Raw genomic sequence first — 16,233 nt, forward strand, 5'->3', positions numbered from 1 at the left:
GTGCATGGGGATTGAGGTGAGTTTGTTGGTTATTTGATCGAGTTTGCTTCTTATTCTGCACACTTCCCGCTTTATTTTGCAGACTTCGCCATTTATCCGATATACTTTCCACGTTATTCTGCACACCTCCTCCAGAAACATCCCGGCGAAGCTCGGGGGCTCTTCATGCCTTTAAGTATCCTAAAAACTGCTTGGCTGGACGCTGCGCTTGGATCAGGAAGCGGGATTGTGATGAGTTTGCTCCTTATTCTGAACACTTTCCGCTTTATTTTGCAGACTTCGCCGTTTATTCGATATACTTTCCACGTTATTCTGCACACCTGCTACCAAAGTAAAAAAGCAGGAAACCATCTCTGGCCTCCTGCTTCCCTATTAAGGTATTAACTCCAGCACGTCTCCTTCTGCTGTACCATCTGTTTTGGTAAAGTGATAGTTTCCGTCAACCCAGTCCTGTAGCTGGTTGTCGTACCATTTGGATTTGATGTGGCCTGATTGTCCTGGACCTACGAGATGATAGGCGCCGGTTTCATCAGCCATGTCTTTGACGAATCGCCAGGAGGCGCCGTGTGTGACGGTGCCGTCTTCGTTGTAGGATGCTGCCTGGACGGTAATTTGACTGCCACCCATTTCGATTGGGCGCTCCGGAGTGAAGATGCGCTCAAGGATAGGTGAGGCTGCGGCAAGCGGGTGGTCAAAGATGACCTGGTGATAATCTCCCCAGCGCCAGTCTGATGGGTCTTCTCCATACTCTTCAGACAGTCGTTCTGTTACCCGCTCAAGTGAATCAGTGAGCCACTTTTCGACTCCGCCGTATTCTTCAACCCAGACGCTTGTTTCGCCGCTGAATGATTTGCGGAGCATTTCGTCTGTGACGTGGTTCTGTCCGGCAAACAGGGATGCGACGTCTTCTGGGATGTCTTCTTCAAACAGCACAGCAGGCAGTTCTTTCATCCATAAATGAAAGAGTAATGGTCCGGCGCTGTCGACATGATCATAGCGGTCCCACTTGCTTAAAATATCGAGCTCTTGTTCAAAGCCTGATACGGAGCTGATCATGTCATCGAGAAATTCTTCTGCATATAGATTTTTCTGGTCCATTTGCAGGGCGATCATGTCTTCAGCAGTGACCCGATCGTTTTCGCTTAAATATTCATCGATGCGCAGATAACGGTATGGCTGGGCCCAGAAATCAGTGATGTGATAAGGATAGCTCTCATCTACAACAGCATTGTTAGCTGTTGCGATATAGCCTTTTTCCGGATTTACGACAGTAGGCAGCTCGTCAAAAGGAACGTACCCTGTCCAGCGGTAGGTTTCAGAATCACCTGGAACCGGCAGCTGACCGTCACCCGTTTCGCGTATTGGGATGCGCCCGTTTGCCTTATAAGCAATGGTTCCATCTTTACCTGCAAAAACGAAATTTTGCGCAGGTGAATGGAAGTCTTCTAGTGCGGTTTCAAACTCGTTCCAGTCAGTGGCTTTGTTCATGTTGAGCACGGCCTGTAATTCTAACGTCGGTTCCAGTGCTGTCCATTGCATGGCAAACAGAGGTGTATTGTCATCAGTGCCGTCCATTACATTTGAAATGATTGGACCGTGACGTGTGACGACAACTTCAAAATCAACTGTTTCACCGTCTTTTACCTTGATCGGCTCCTGACGGACAGTTGCGGGCAGCCACTGACCTTCGTATAAGAACTGATTTGGATTTTGCGGATTCTGTGTTTCAATATAGAGATCCTGTACATCAGGCCCCACATTGGTCACGCCCCAGGCGATGTCGTCATTGTGACCGAGGATGATGCCCGGAATCCCGGCAAAAATGACACCGCTTACATTTTGCTCTGGAGATGTAAGGTGCATCTGGTACCAGATCGCCGGTGTGCCAAGCCCTAAGTGCGGATCGTCTGCGAGAAGTGGCTCTCCGCTTTCTGTGCGTTCTCCGGAGACAACCCAGTTGTTACTTCCGTTAAACGGATGCGGAATGACTGCGTTATTAAATGCGCCTGCCACATCAACGGGATTTTGTTTATTTGCTTCGATAATGGCTGGTGCGTCCTCCGGGTAAGTAATAAACAATTCACGCGCTTTCTCTTCAGGCATTTCCTGAAGCGCCCAGTGTCTGAAAGCGAGTGATGACCAGTTGCCACCAAGATCAAAAGCCATGTATTTTCCAATAGTCAGGGAATCAACTTCTGTCCACGGCTCCGGCTCATAACCGAGAAGCGTGAATTCAACAGGGAGCGTTCCGTTCTGCTGTGCCTGCTCGATATAGGCATTTACACCTTCTGCATACCAGGCAAGAACCTGTTTGGCTTCATCATTATAACCGTCATATGAGATTTCAGCGGCGTTTCGCAGGCTGAATGTGCGGAAAAACTGATCGGTTTCGACAGCTGCTTCTCCTATGACTTCGGCGAGAGTGCCATTGGCCTGTCTTCTGGCAAGATCCATCTGAAACATACGATCCTGCGCCTGCACATACCCCTGTGCACGATACAGATCGGCATCATTTTTCGCCTCTATATGAGGAACCCCGATTTCATCCCTTGTGACGGTTACTGTCTCTGTAAGTCCATTCAGTTCGATTGTACCTTCTGTAACAGCCATAGATTTTCCTATGTACCAGTTCACAAATAATAATGCACCGATGACTAAAGTGATTAAAACCCCTATTGTGCCAAACACCCATTTTTTCCACCAGCCCGGTCTGAGGACTTTCGGTTCGGGTACGATTTCTCTCATCTCTTTCCTGCCCCCTTTACATAAAAAATTCGACAGTCAGGCCGTATACTCCTTTGTCGGTTTCGATGTTCCATTAAAAAATGACTGCCGGATTGAGTCGCGGCAGTCATTTTACTATTTCCTCATTTCACTTGCGAGCCATTGTACCATTTCTACAGGAGAAATCTTTTCCTGCTCGCCTTTTTTATGCGCTTTTTTTAATATGGCAGATAAATGCTGGCTTGTCAGCTGCTGTTTTGTTTCCATAGAACGATCGCTCCATTATCTGTTATTTTTCATTTAGATACCTGTTTTCGACAAGTATTAAACGTGATAATGGGACTGTTTTTAAACCCAGATTACAAAGTACTGTATTTTTTGTTTGGACGATTTCTGCACGGAAGCGCTGATCGTATTAGCTAAAATTTTGCCTATCGAGTAATAGCTGATTTCTGCACGGTTCGGCATGGACAGCATCAGCAGCTTGTTGTACAGATCGCACACAAAATAGATGGTAAAAGATGATTTTCCGTGAAGTTTGATCTGGAAGTATATGAGGTGGGGGCGATCGGGATGATGATAGGAATGGCAATCATCGAGTGAAACCTGGTGTTCCTGGAAAAAGCGATGGTCGAGCATTCTGAAAAAATTGTGAGGGGGCAGACATTCTGTGTTCTTTTCAACCCTGTACTCACAAAAATCCTTATGTAAAATAGCAAGGTATTGCGGAAGTGCCTGAAACTGCGATCTGTAAACAATCATGAAAAACCTCCAATGGAATTATTCAATATAATTCCATTTTAATGCATCTTTTGACATAAAAATAATAAATTTTTATTTATATTTAAAGAAATGTCATATTGTCATATTTCCATTTTTTCACAGATGTCCTGTGAATCGGTCAGGGCCGTTGTCATCCATTCAAGGAAATTAAGCTCGTCTGTTTTCAATGATCTGTTCAGTCCATGTTCAAATTCATTACATAGTTCTTCAAACCACTCTTTATTATTTTTCAATGACAAGTCCTCCCTGTATTCAGAAAATTACTAATTTATTGTATTTTACAATTCACTATTTTATTAAATATATTTTATTTTGTCATCACTTAATTTATGTCAATACGTCATTAAATTCCTCTGATTGTTTTCTGATCGCTATTGTGAAGGTATTCCGAATAAAGCAGGTGGAGACAATGGCGATTTATCAGCAGTTAAAATTTTACCGTGAAGAAATTCTGGATATTACACAGAGCCAGGCCGCACGTTTATTAAATATTGATCAATCTACTTTATCTCATTACGAACGCGGTAGCAGGCAAATTCCACTTGAGCTTTTGAGACTGTTTAAGGAAAAGTACTACATTGACGATGAAACGTTCATCGCCATGCTTTTTAAGAATCCTTCCAGCTCCGAAGTGATTAAGGAAGGGAAAAAAGAATTACAGGCTAAGGTGGTTAAAGCTGAAGAACAGCAGCTGGTTAAGCTGATCAGAGAGTACCCCTCTCTTCAGGAAGAATTGCGTGAGCTCGCCTCTTTACCAAAAAGTCATCAGAAAAACCGGGCAGAGGTTCTCGTTCGTTTATTGCAGATTCTAAAGAAAAGCCCCATTTAACTTTTACTCCTGCTGATTGAGGCGGGAGTAATTTTGTTTGATTTGATACGAACAATTTGTGACCGTTTTCCTGAATATTTTCTATGTTTGATAAGCGTGTTTTTTCAATGTTTATTAACCTCATCATATCATCTCCTATTTATTTGTTTTCACATAATATTCATCATTTTCCAACATTTAATTTCAAATTACTTCTAACAGTGACAAGATCAGCATTTTTCTTTACAATAGAGAAAGCATGTCATTTTGGGAGGTTTTTTCATGACGTTTCGCTTTCTGGCAGGGTTGAAGGATCCTGTTCAGTTTATTGAAAGCTTACATAATAGTGAATCTGTATTACATATAAAACGGAAGATTACAGGACTATTTTTAGTTTCATTATTGTTGTTCGGATTTGGCGCGTTTATTGGAATCGGTACTCAGGAATGGTCCGGGAATTTTGTATTGTTTTACGGTCTCGAATATGACCTTCAGCGCTTCTATTTTTTACTGGGGCGTCTCGTTCTTGGCATCGCTTTTGTCGGCATTCTGTTGTTCCTGCCTGCTTTATTCTATTGGCTTATCGCAAATGAAATTTCGTATAAAAAAGCGCTTGCTCTTGCTATTTTTCCTGTTGCTATATTGCTGTTCGAACAGCTGAGCTATTTTATTTTAATGGTATGGCAGGGTATTGAATGGTATTCATCACCTTTTTCATGGGGTGTGATTGGCCAGCTGTTTATTGAACAGCCATGGCTTGTTTATTTTACGGGATGTATTTCTTTATTTAAAATCTGGGTGATGTATTGGCAATTCCTTACACTTCGTATGTTTACAGCTTTAAAGTGGTGGGCAGTCGGACTGATCATACTCGGATTGAATCTTTTATTATGGTCTGCGACGGCTACTTTGGAATGGATGCCGTTTCACCAGTATTTATTTAATTGAGGGGGCATCCAGCATGAAAAAACGAATGAAATGGATCGGTCTTTCGGCGCTCATCGTGTTGTTTGCCGGTATTAATTTGTATTTAATTAAACATGACATGGAATTAATTGATCGCGCTTCAATTGTCTATGATCAAAAACCATCAAAGTCTGAAGACGTTGAAACGGTTTTGATGAAAAATGGTGTGATTGAATCATCTGTTGAAGAACGTGTTTATTTTTCAGAACAACTGGGGATGTTTACACGTTTTCTCGTTGAAATTGGGGATCAGGTTACAACCGGAACTCCATTATATGAATATACTGTTTCTGATTTAGAGGAACAGCGGCTGATTTTCGAGTCGGAAATTGAACAGCTTGAAAGCGAAATTGACGCTGTGGAAGACTATATTACAGAGCTTGAATCAATCGAACGGCAGCTGGATGATGCGAAATCCACTTCAACCGCCACAGCGAGACCCGCAGGCTCACTGTCCGGCGATGATGAAGAATTGCTGATAAATATTGAAATTGAGTTTGACCTCGGTATTGATATTTCTAATGCAACGATTGAACAGACAAGCGCGTTACTCGAGCAGAAAATTGGTGAGCAGGAGTCTCAGATTACACGCCTTGAAGCAGAGAGAGACAAGTTTCAGAGATTGACTGACGGTCTTGAAGACAGTCCGGTTGTCACGGTAGAGAGTGAATATACGGGAACAGTAGCAAAGCTTGCAGAGGACATCAGCAGTCCGCTTATCACGATTTACACAGATAATCTCGCTTCGAAGGTTTTACTGACAGATGATGAAGCAAAATTAGTAAAAGCAGATATGAATGCCCGCATTACTTCACCAGTAGCAGAGGAGCAGGTAAACGGAATGGTTACATCGAACCCGCTCCTTCCAGAACAGGATCCTGCTCTGACTGAGAAAAGCTTTTATCCTGTCAATATCGGCCTTCTGACAGCCACAGAAGACTGGTTTATCGGACAGCATGTTGTAAATGAAATTGTTTTGGAATCGTCACCTGGTGCCGTTACAGTACCAGTAAATAGCCTGGATGAATCAAGGCTGCATGTTCTGAATGCAGGTGGTTATGTTGAGCCTCGCTTGATTGAAACCGGTATTCTTGACGGTGACAGACAGCAGATTGCAAGTAATCTTGAGACCGGAGAATGGCTCGTTGTTGATACTGAACAGACAGAGCGGTTCTATCAGCCGTATATGACGCCGATGACATTTGAACGGATGAATTTTGATAATCTCACTTATACAGATTCACGTACGAATTGGAAATTTGTTTTATTAGGTGTATTACCTAACTGAGTGAAGTCTCCTGCTGATGCAGGAGGCTTTTTTGCTGGTCGAGGTGATATAGGATTGGGGCTGGCTTGGTTACTTTCGTACGCAACCTGGCAACGCTCGTGAATGATACTCTGTTTTTTGATGATTGACTCGATCCCAATTACCGATGCTTACCTGTTTTCAGCAATCCTCTCCCTCCCCTTTTGTTTTCAATCAATTATAAGGTATAATTAAAGATACGTTTTTTTTCGAAAAGGTGGAGATTGATTATGCAGACTGATTTGCTGTCTGATGGATTGGAACAGTTGGATCAGAAGCTGTTTCGCAGGTTTTCTCCTGGTGTACAGGAGGATGAGCGCCTGATTCAGAAGGGGCTGTTTTTGTATCGTCAGGGTACGGTTTATGATATGGGATTTGATGTGAATAATCAGATGCTGAAGGCGAAGGTTCGTGATGTCCATGGTGTCAGTGTGCGTATTTCACTAGATCCTGCTAAAGGCAGCAGCTGCAGTTGTCCGGAGGAATCCTGGTGCAGGCATCGAATGGCAGTTTTCTTTAAATTTTATCAGCAGCATGCCAGTGTGAGCCAATGGATCACCACCTGGCGAAATCAAAAGCATGATGTTTCGCGTTTGGAAAAAACGCCGGAATCCTGGGACAGAGTGATTGATCGTGTCTGGACATCCGGAGAGTTTGACGTGCTTTCAGATAAGCCATACCTTGCGGAGCATTACGTTTTGGCGGCTCTGCGAAAATTGACAGATCAGGCTCCTGTTGAAAAAGAATGGGTGCCTTTATATAAGTTATATACTTCCTTTTACCTTTTCTCGAGGCTTGCAGCGTTTTTTGCTGAAGAGCCTCATGAGGATATTAATCATGCATTGTCTATTCCGGTTGACCGGATAAAAGAAGCAATGTATGATCTTGCGGTTTATGCTCATCCGTTTTCATTTGATCCATTTTTAAAAAAGCTCAGGGAGGATAGTTCACAATTCCTGATGCATTCGAACCCGCTTCATTTTACGGTTTATGGGATGCTGTGGTTTCAGCTGTTCACGAAAGCGGGACAGCGTGATCAGGAGTGGCAGCGTTTGAAAGCTTTGAAGGAAACAGAAGAGGTACTGCTTGCAAAATCCCTGTTTTCTTTACTGCTGAAACACGATTCATTTTTAGCGTCATTTCGAAAAACACCGGATGCAGCCGTTCCTCATGCTGTACAGTGGATTGAGTGGCTACTTTGGGATGACCAGAAGCACCAGGCTGTAGAGGTGATGAAAGGCATTCAGGAGAAACTTGAAGGGTACCTTGAAAGGTTGCCGGATCATTCTGACCGCCGTTCCTTTGCGATGTGGCTCATTTATAAAATTGAAGGTGACAAGTTACGTATGCAATCGCCAGATGTAACGATTCGACTGTATGAAAAGCTTCTGCCCTACAGCGGTCGTCATCTCGGTTCCCTGTTGCTTGATGCCGGAAAATATAAGGAGTGGGTCGAGCTCGTTCACTGGATTGATTTTTCACCGGAGGAACTTGAAATGGCCGGTTTCAAAAAGCTGATTGAACAGAAGCCGGAGTATGCTGTACCGCTTTTACATCAGTGGATTGAGGTTCTGATAGTCAGAAAACAGCGGGAGACGTACAAAAAAGCTGTGAGATATTTGAAGAAGTTGAGAAGTATTTATAAAGAAATGGGACAGTCCGCGCGTTTTGATATTTACTTTGACCGGCTGATGAAAAAATATAAGCGTCTGCGTGCCTTCCGTGAAGAATGTGAAAGGGGGAAACTGATTGATGCAAACCATTGATGTATATCCGCTCACAGATGGATACTTTTCTTTGAGAATGGTTAGTGATGATGGTGAAATGATTCCAACTGAAGAGTGGCAAAACTCCCTCCTTCTATGGCATAAAGAAACGTTTCATGGAACGGTCCTGCCTGAAGTTACAGACCTTCCGTCACAAAGTATACCGCTTGACAGCTGGAGTCTGCTGACGCTATTTTCCCAGCCACAATTTCATGGACGTTATGAATGGGAGCTGTCTGAACAGGCACAGTTTGTATTTGATACTGCCCCTCTTCTCTATGAATGGATTACAGAGGGTAAATGGTTGTCAGAATGGAACCATGGGTCTAAAAACGAGACATTTGATATTTCTCTCAGTGAAGATTTTTGGGAGGAATGGACCGATATGTCAGGCGCGCCTGACAAGCCGGACCGTGATCAGCAGACTTTTATGAATGACTGGTATCGTCATTCCATTATCTCTTTTTTTGATCATCATCCCAGAAGCAGCGGGCTTGCTGAGCGTATTTTTAATGAAGGTCATATTCTGGAGGCTGAAGATCTGGCCGCTTATTTCGATGAAGAAAAGTGGCAGATGTGGGTGCAACAGAAGGATCTTGAACTCCCTTACCGGTTTGGCATCAGGCTGGAGGAACCCTCCTCTGAAGAAGAGCTCTGGACGATGCAGCCTTTTTTACGGGATCGCAGGAGAGCTGACTGGACGTATGACCTTAACCTGTATGCGCCGCTTGAGCGCTCTGTTCCTTCCCGCTGGACTGATCAAATTTCAGTGATTGAACAGGAGCTGGAACGATGGATACGCCTTATTCCTTATTTAAAAGAGGACGATGTCTGGCAGTTGGAAATGGCTGAAGAACGGGCATGGCTCTTTCTAACAGAAGGTAGTGAAAAGCTGCTTGCACTTGATGTGGAAATTCTTCTGCCTTCCTGGTGGAAGCAGATTCAGAAATCATCTGTTGCGCTGAAAGCTTCAGTTAAAGGAGATCGGAGCTACCGTCCTTCCTTTGTCGGACTTGAAGCACTTGTTGATTATGACTGGAAAATCTCAATTAATGGCAGTGATTTATCTGATGAAGAATTTCAGGCACTCGTTGATGAGAAAAAGAGATTTATTCAGGTAAATGGGGACTGGATAGCGCTGGACCCTGCCATGATCGCAAGAATTCAGCAGGCCATGAATGCGGCAAAGAGACATGGCATCAGTATGCAGGACCTGCTTGTTGATCAGCTGGATGATGAAGAAGAGGAGGATGCGGATCATCTGCGTATTCAATTTGAGCTGAACCGTTCCATGAAATCCATGATGGAAAAGCTTAATGATGTCGGCAAAATCCCCCTTCTCCCGCCTCCTGGAGGGTTGCAGGGTGAGCTTCGTCCTTATCAGCAGCAAGGCTACAGCTGGATGAGCTTTTTACGTTCGAATCAATTTGGAGCCTGTCTTGCAGATGATATGGGGCTTGGGAAAACGATTCAACTGATCAGCTATATGCTTCATGTAAGAGAATCTGAATCCCCTGAGCATCCATTTCTAATCGTTTGCCCAACTTCGGTTCTCGGCAACTGGCAGCGGGAAATTGAACGCTTTGCACCTGATCTTCGTGTTCACCTGCATTACGGTCCGGCACGTGCGAAGGGAGAAGATTTTCCAGCTTCCATCCGTCAGGCTGATGTCGTTCTGACGTCTTTTGGTCTTTGTCATTCTGATCAGGAGGAACTGACTTCACTGCAATGGGCTGCGGTTGCTCTTGATGAGGCACAGAATATTAAAAATCCGTTTACGAAGCAGTCAAAAGCCATTCGGAGTCTCCGTGGACAGCATCATCTTGCCCTGACAGGAACACCGATGGAAAATCGCTTGTCTGAGCTATGGGCAATTTTTGACTTTATCAACCACCGCTATCTCGGTTCACTGTCAAATTTCCGTAAGGATTATATTGCCCCTATTGAACGGGATGGTTCTGAGGAACTGACGAAAAAGCTGCAAAAGCGGATTCGCCCATTTCTGCTCAGACGAACAAAAATGGATCCTGCTGTCGGTTTAAATCTTCCTTCGAAAATTGAACAGAAGGAGTTTTGTCCGCTGACAACTGAGCAGGCGACCCTTTATGAGCAGCTTGTGAAAGATACACTCGAAAAAATCCCTGCATTGTCAGGTATTGAACGAAGAGGAATGGTACTTCAAATGCTCAATAGACTCAAACAGCTGTGTGATCACCCTGCCCTTTATTTGCAGGAGGAAGCACCGGAAATGCTGGTGGAGCGATCTGAAAAAATGGGTAAACTGATGGATCTTGTTGAGCAGATTATGGAGGCCCGTGAAGGAACCATCATCTTTACTCAATATCTTTCAATGGGCAGGATGATTCAGCAGGTGCTACAGAAGAAATATGGTCAAACTGTTCCATTTTTAAATGGTTCGACTCCTAAGCACCAGCGCGACCAACTTGTTGAAAGATTTCAGTCAGGAGAATTCCCAATCTTTATTCTATCTCTGAAAGCTGGCGGAACGGGGCTGACATTGACAGCTGCCAACCACGTGATTCACTATGACCGCTGGTGGAATCCTGCTGTTGAAAATCAGGCGACAGACCGTGCCTACCGGATTGGACAAACAAAGTTTGTTCATGTTCACAAATTCATTTCTTCCGGAACAGTAGAGGAAAAAATCGATAAAATGCTTGAAAAGAAGCAGTCTCTGAATGAGGAAATTATAAGGGGAGATCAGTGGATTACCGAGCTTTCAAATGAAGAGCTCGAGGATCTTCTTGTCTTATCATAAATGGAAGACCGTCTGGATGTATCAGACGGTCTTTTTATATCTTCTGTTAAACGGGGGTGCTGTTACGAAGTGACCACTATGACAGCACACTTACGGGGAGGGGAAGTTCACCATAAGCAGCTGTCCTGTGACCTGTTAAAAACGGGGAATCAAATGACGTTAACGGATGACTTCAAAATGTGTTTCAGCTGAAGCATTCTGTTCTGCAGGAGTCGGCGGTGGTTCAGGAAAAGGTTCAAATTCGGCTTCAGACGCAGCTTTTTTGCGGTCAAGAAATCTTACGGAGTCAGCGAACACTTCGGTAAAGTAGCTTTTTGAACCGTCATCCCTGTTGAATACCCTTGTCTGGAGTCTTCCGGTAATACCAACAAGCGATCCTTTTTCGCAATACTCCGATGTGTTTTGCGCCACGCGATTCCAGATAGTACACCGTATAAAATCAGCTTCATTTTCACCTGCCTGATTTTTAAAGGGGCGATTCACTGCAACGGTTACATTTAACACATGTTTATTTGATCCAATCTCCCTTAATTCCGGATCCCTGGTCAGCCTTCCGACAATCGTCACCTGATTAATCATGTCTTCCCTCCTTTCTCTTGAGGAATGACCTAAGCATACCGGGTGGGAAAATTGTTGTAAAACAAGGAAAAATTGATTTTACCCTTATCTTAAAGGAGAATTTTCGTTCATTTTGCTTGTGATTTCCCCTGAAATTATTCGATTATTCCCCGGGAAATTTCTAAATTCAACATTTTAAAACAAATTTTCAGAAAATAATTATGATATAATGAGGCAATGGAATGCTGAAGGAGGCGTAGCTATGAAAACGTTTAAACTTAAGCGTGTACAGATTGTTGAAAATGATACTATCCGTGATTTCAATTTGATCGACGGCCTGATTATAAATAAAGAAGATGATCACCACACATGGATTCTAGAGGTTTTTCTGGTTGATAGGGAATTAGAATACTTCCAGCGTATTCAGCAAAACAGAGAAAATATCGAGGTTCTTGCTGTGATTTCCAGCGAGAAAAATGACCCTGCTTCGCTTTATGCCCATGTTCATGCTGTCAGACCGATCGGTGAAAAAATCAGCGTTCTTTTTATTGGTCATATGAGAAATCAGCGAAATGAGTATGCTGAAGAGCTTCTTGCTTCCATTCTTGAAAAGGAAAACCTGAGTGGTGAAGAACTCCTGGCACAGTTTAAAAAGCAGATGAAGGAAAAACCGGGGCTTGTTAAAAGATGATAACAACAATTAAAGCGGACATCCAGTGGCATGGATGTCCGCTTATATTTATGTTATACATATTATGCCTGATTTTTTTCTAATTCACTAATGACATATTTTGCTTCTGCTTTACAGGAATAATCCCATTCTTTATTAGAATATGACTGGAGCTCCTGAATTCGCTCAATCTGTTCAGCTGTTGGTTCTTCATTCAGGATTTTTTCAATAACCTCATTGATCTTATCAGCGAGATTTTGATGAAAATCCGGGCTTTTCTTAATCCCATCATCGAGATTTTCATACCATGATGCCTGTGTTGTTATGTACTGGCTCCACGAATTCATAAAGTCAACCATATCAAATTTGTCCTCTTTCCACTGGATATCGGACATATATTGTTCAAAAGCGATGTTAATGGACCTGGTAATACTGATTTTGGTGCCCGTTGGCAATTGTTGTAGCATGAAAGAATTAAACCTCCTAAACTTTCTGTACACTCTATTTTACGTTCAAAGAATCCCTTAGTGAATTTTACATCATTGATCTCTAAAGCTCAATCATCAATACATCCTAAGAGAAAAACGTATGTCTTTATTCATATGCACCCACTTTTTTCAGGAATCTGGAATGAAAAAAGAATGATATGATATTGGAGAATCCGGAAAAATAATTAGTTATGTATGAAAAACTGCCGGACATTTCCGGCAGCCTGTTTCTTATTCGTCCCGGTTATCCCGGTCTTCACGGTCGATATCATCTTCAATAACATCTTCGCGATTGTTGTCGTTGTTATCAATAATGTCATTATTACCGTTTGTTCCATTGTTGTCACGGCCCATGTTATTATAACCGTCACCACGTTCGCCCGCATTGTTGTCCATGTCGTTTTGTACATCGTTGACACGGTTGTTATCCATCATGGATTCATTGTTATCCGGAACGCCGTCATTGACATTACATCCGACCATAAGTGCAGCTGCCATCATCGCACCTGCTGTAAGCTTTAGTGTTTTGTTCATACCGCTTCCCTCTCCTTTTGTTTTTTTGACCTAATAATGCGGTCTTTGGCTAGTTTTCCCGGAGAGGGTGGGATTATGTATGGGTTAGATATTTTTTGTAACCGGGCGTGGGCCATCCTTCGCTTTCCGCGGCCGCGCGGTGAGCCAGCTAGTGCTGCGCACTACGCTGTCTCACCTGTCGCTTCTCTGCCGCAGGAGTCTTCGGATGGCCCACGCCCTTGTATGAGAAACCAACATAATCTTTATTATAGAACACAGACAGGGATCAACATGTACTTTTCAAGATATAGTGATGAGCTGCAATGAACTACAGGTGGTTGTATTGCTAAAAACTAGCCGGGATTCATCTGACGCTTCTCTCCCTTAGGAGTCTTCGGTGGAATCCCGTCCTCGAATTGTATATTAGCTATATCGCGTATAAATTGAATTATTGAATTGCGAACATGATCTCAGTTTCGCAGGCGATTTCGCCGTCTACGGTTGCGGTTGCTTTTCCTTTGCCAAGCGGGCCTTTGATGCGGATGATTTCGACTTCAAGGCGCAGCTGGTCACCCGGTTTGACCTGACGCTTGAAGCGGCATTTGTCGATTCCGGTGAAAAAGGCGAGTTTGCCGCGGTATTCTTCCTGTTTCAGCATCGCGACTGCTCCTGTCTGTGCAAGTGCTTCAACGATCAGTACGCCTGGCATAACCGGATAGTCAGGAAAATGTCCGTTAAAAAATTCTTCGTTTGCTGTTACATTTTTAATAGCAACAGCACGTTTTCCTTCTTCAATTTCCACCATTTTATCAATTAACAAAAATGGGTAACGGTGAGGAATAATTTCTTTAATCTGCTGAATGTCTAACATCAAATAACCTCCTGCTATTCTGTATCCTGTGTGACAAGATCAATAATATGCGTCCATGTTTCCTTTTTGAGCGCGTCAGTCGGGCTACCGTCCCCAATTACACCGTAACCAACCATCAGTCCTAGAAGTAAACTTCCGGCAGCCAGAGCAATGACCAGAACAAGCCTGATCAGAATTGGAAACAGACGGACCTGTACCCATCTAGGGACACGTGACTCCGTCTTTTCTTCTGTAGGTTTACTGTTTTTTTCACTGCGGGTTTCAGACATTTTCCTTACTCCTTTAACGCATTCCGTTCACAAGACCTGACATCTGATCTGAGATCGAGATCGCTCTTGAATGAAATTGATAATTACGCTGAACTTCAATTAATTCTGTTGCGGCTCTACCCATGTCTACGTTTGACGTTTCCAGGGCTCCCTGCTCCAGTCCGATTTCCTGACGAAGGGCACCTTCCATTTGAGTGAGGAGTTCAGCTTCTGCGACGCCAAGCTCAGCCAGATTCCCCGGAATTCCGAGGTACACGCTTGAGACGCGATCCATCAGTTGAGGACGCTCAATGGTCACAACGCCTAGCTGAATTTCCTGTTGTGCGCCTCCTCCATTTGTGAAGACGAGTGTCCCGTCATCATTTAACTGTACTTCATTGACCGGACCATCAACAATGATCTGCTGGTCGTTCTGATCAAGGACGGCATTTCCCTGACCATCAACGAGCATGACTTCATCATCGTTCATTGGCGTGAAATAAAATGCTCCGTCGCGTGTAAAGTTCTGCTCCTGTGCACCGTCAGCTGATTGAACGAGCACCTTAAAATACTGGTTTTCACGCGTAAAAGCGAAATCGATCATCCGCTCTGTGCGCTGCAGTGCTCCCTGAGTGGTTACGAGCTGGGATTGTGCGATTTTCGCTCCGTTTCCGAGACGCAATCCATCAGGCGTCATACGGGGTGCACCTGTTTCACGTGTATGCTGGATTTCCTGATGCAATAAAGATGTAAAATTTGCTGTTGTCTGCTTGTAACCGGTTGTAGCAGAGTTCGCAAGATTATTCGCGATCATATCAAGCTGTTTTTGCAGCTGATTCATTGTATTGGTTGCAGTCACCATATTGCGGATCATTAATTATCCCCCTTAGTTAAGACGGCCGACTTCGTTGACCGTTTTCTCCATGCTGCGGTCATACGCCTGCAGCACTTTTTGATTGGCTTCAAATGATCGGTAAGCTGTCATTAAATCCGTCATTGTCCGTGCACTGTCCACATTTGACCGTTCAAGTGAGCCCTGCACGACAGTGAAATTCACATCTGCAGCAGCATATGCATCTGGAAGCAGAACGCCTTCAGGGGCACGATACAGCTCGTCTCCTTCTTTCACAAGAGAGCGCGGGTCATCAGAATATGCCATTCCGATTCTGGCAACAGGTGCGCCATCCTGAATGATCTGTCCTTCAGGAGTTATTTCAAACTGATCGCTTGTCAATTCAATTCGCTCACCGTTTTCATCCAGCACATAATGACCGGCCGGCGTTGTTAAAAAGCCGTCAGGATCAAGCGCAAAGTTCCCGTTTCTCGTATAGCGGATGACGCCATCTTCATGTTCGAGAGGGAAAAACACTGCTCCCGGAAAACCAGTTTCTTCGTTAACAGGCATATCTCCCTGTATAATGGCTGCATCGGTTCTCAGCCCCGTTTCCCGGATATCTCCCTGTGTAAAAAGAGGAATCGCTTCCTGCATATATACACCTGTGTTCAAGCCGCCGACTACAGGTGAATTCGGCAAGGTCAAGCCGTTTTGTGTCGGAATTTCTGTTTTGCCAAGGCTTGAGAGCAGCATATCTGGAAAAGCACGCATGGCAGATTGATCCGCCTTGAAGCCAGGTGTATTTACATTGGACATATTGTTGGTCAGCATTTCTGTTTTTCTTTGCTGGGCGATCATGCCGGTTGCAACGGTGTAGAACCCTCTGAACATGTTTGTTTCACCTCGTTATGTATTATG

Annotated in this window: 17 protein-coding genes; 6 read left to right on the forward strand and 11 right to left on the reverse strand. The window is 43.9% G+C overall.

Features of this window, described 5'->3' with window-relative positions; translation table 11 throughout:
• Positions 1-372 precede the first annotated feature (372 nt).
• The 4 genes from H7968_RS01150 to H7968_RS01160 form a co-directional block, all read right to left on the reverse strand.
• On the reverse strand, positions 373-2,745 hold the full coding sequence (locus H7968_RS01150) for a penicillin acylase family protein (RefSeq protein WP_227394426.1): 2,373 nt from the start codon (positions 2,743-2,745) through the stop codon (positions 373-375).
• Between the two features lie 114 nt (positions 2,746-2,859).
• Positions 2,860-2,991 carry a DUF1993 domain-containing protein gene (locus H7968_RS17980; RefSeq protein WP_264476590.1) on the reverse strand — a complete coding sequence of 44 codons (132 nt, stop codon included), beginning with the start codon at positions 2,989-2,991 and terminating at the stop codon, positions 2,860-2,862.
• A gap of 81 nt (positions 2,992-3,072) precedes the next feature.
• A complete protein-coding gene (locus H7968_RS01155) occupies positions 3,073-3,486 on the reverse strand; it encodes a hypothetical protein (RefSeq protein ID WP_227394427.1) in 414 nt (137 codons plus the stop codon).
• 101 nt (positions 3,487-3,587) lie between these two features.
• A complete protein-coding gene (locus H7968_RS01160) occupies positions 3,588-3,740 on the reverse strand; it encodes a hypothetical protein (protein ID WP_227394428.1) in 153 nt (50 codons plus the stop codon).
• Between the two features lie 176 nt (positions 3,741-3,916).
• On the opposite strand from H7968_RS01160, the gene H7968_RS01165 reads away from it, so the two are divergent.
• The 5 genes from H7968_RS01165 (at position 3,917) to H7968_RS01185 (ending at position 11,132) form a co-directional block, all read left to right on the forward strand.
• Complete coding sequence (locus H7968_RS01165; RefSeq protein WP_227394429.1) at positions 3,917-4,336, forward strand: helix-turn-helix domain-containing protein; 420 nt, start codon at positions 3,917-3,919, stop codon at positions 4,334-4,336.
• Between the two features lie 261 nt (positions 4,337-4,597).
• A complete protein-coding gene (locus H7968_RS01170; protein WP_227394430.1) occupies positions 4,598-5,263 on the forward strand; it encodes a hypothetical protein in 666 nt (221 codons plus the stop codon).
• 13 nt (positions 5,264-5,276) lie between these two features.
• Entirely contained in the window at positions 5,277-6,569 is a 1,293-nt protein-coding gene (locus H7968_RS01175) for an efflux RND transporter periplasmic adaptor subunit (RefSeq protein ID WP_227394431.1), read from the forward strand.
• Between the two features lie 248 nt (positions 6,570-6,817).
• Entirely contained in the window at positions 6,818-8,353 is a 1,536-nt protein-coding gene (locus H7968_RS01180) for an SWIM zinc finger family protein (protein WP_227394432.1), read from the forward strand.
• Entirely contained in the window at positions 8,340-11,132 is a 2,793-nt protein-coding gene (locus tag H7968_RS01185; protein ID WP_227394433.1) for a DEAD/DEAH box helicase, read from the forward strand. Before H7968_RS01180 ends, H7968_RS01185 begins: the two co-directional genes overlap by 14 nt.
• A 159-nt stretch (positions 11,133-11,291) precedes the next feature.
• On the opposite strand, the gene H7968_RS01190 is transcribed toward H7968_RS01185, so the two are convergent.
• The gene (locus H7968_RS01190; protein WP_227394434.1) at positions 11,292-11,711 is read right to left on the reverse strand and encodes a single-stranded DNA-binding protein; all 420 of its coding nucleotides are present in this window, start codon (positions 11,709-11,711) and stop codon (positions 11,292-11,294) included.
• Between the two features lie 241 nt (positions 11,712-11,952).
• On the opposite strand from H7968_RS01190, the gene H7968_RS01195 reads away from it, so the two are divergent.
• Positions 11,953-12,381: a YwpF-like family protein gene (locus H7968_RS01195; protein ID WP_227394435.1), complete on the forward strand. Its 429-nt coding sequence runs from the start codon at positions 11,953-11,955 to the stop codon at positions 12,379-12,381.
• 62 nt (positions 12,382-12,443) lie between these two features.
• On the opposite strand, the gene H7968_RS01200 is transcribed toward H7968_RS01195, so the two are convergent.
• The 6 genes from H7968_RS01200 to H7968_RS01225 form a co-directional block, all read right to left on the reverse strand.
• Entirely contained in the window at positions 12,444-12,827 is a 384-nt protein-coding gene (locus H7968_RS01200; protein WP_227394436.1) for a hypothetical protein, read from the reverse strand.
• A 252-nt stretch (positions 12,828-13,079) separates the two neighbouring features.
• Positions 13,080-13,382 (reverse strand): hypothetical protein, encoded by a 303-nt coding sequence (locus H7968_RS01205; RefSeq protein WP_227394437.1) that lies wholly within the window; start codon positions 13,380-13,382, stop codon positions 13,080-13,082.
• A 427-nt stretch (positions 13,383-13,809) separates the two neighbouring features.
• Positions 13,810-14,232, reverse strand: coding sequence for a 3-hydroxyacyl-ACP dehydratase FabZ (gene fabZ / locus H7968_RS01210; protein WP_134375504.1), 423 nt, complete (start codon positions 14,230-14,232; stop codon positions 13,810-13,812).
• 14 nt (positions 14,233-14,246) lie between these two features.
• Positions 14,247-14,501, reverse strand: a complete 255-nt coding sequence (locus tag H7968_RS01215; protein ID WP_227394438.1) for a DNA-directed RNA polymerase subunit beta — start codon at positions 14,499-14,501, stop codon at positions 14,247-14,249.
• 13 nt (positions 14,502-14,514) lie between these two features.
• On the reverse strand, positions 14,515-15,354 hold the full coding sequence (locus H7968_RS01220) for a flagellar hook-basal body protein (protein ID WP_227394439.1): 840 nt from the start codon (positions 15,352-15,354) through the stop codon (positions 14,515-14,517).
• Between the two features lie 12 nt (positions 15,355-15,366).
• The gene (locus H7968_RS01225) at positions 15,367-16,206 is read right to left on the reverse strand and encodes a flagellar hook-basal body protein (RefSeq protein WP_227394440.1); all 840 of its coding nucleotides are present in this window, start codon (positions 16,204-16,206) and stop codon (positions 15,367-15,369) included.
• Between the last annotated feature and the right edge of the window lie 27 nt (positions 16,207-16,233).

It is taken from the genome of Jeotgalibacillus aurantiacus (genome assembly GCF_020595125.1).
Lineage (GTDB): Bacteria > Bacillota > Bacilli > Bacillales > Jeotgalibacillaceae > Jeotgalibacillus > Jeotgalibacillus aurantiacus.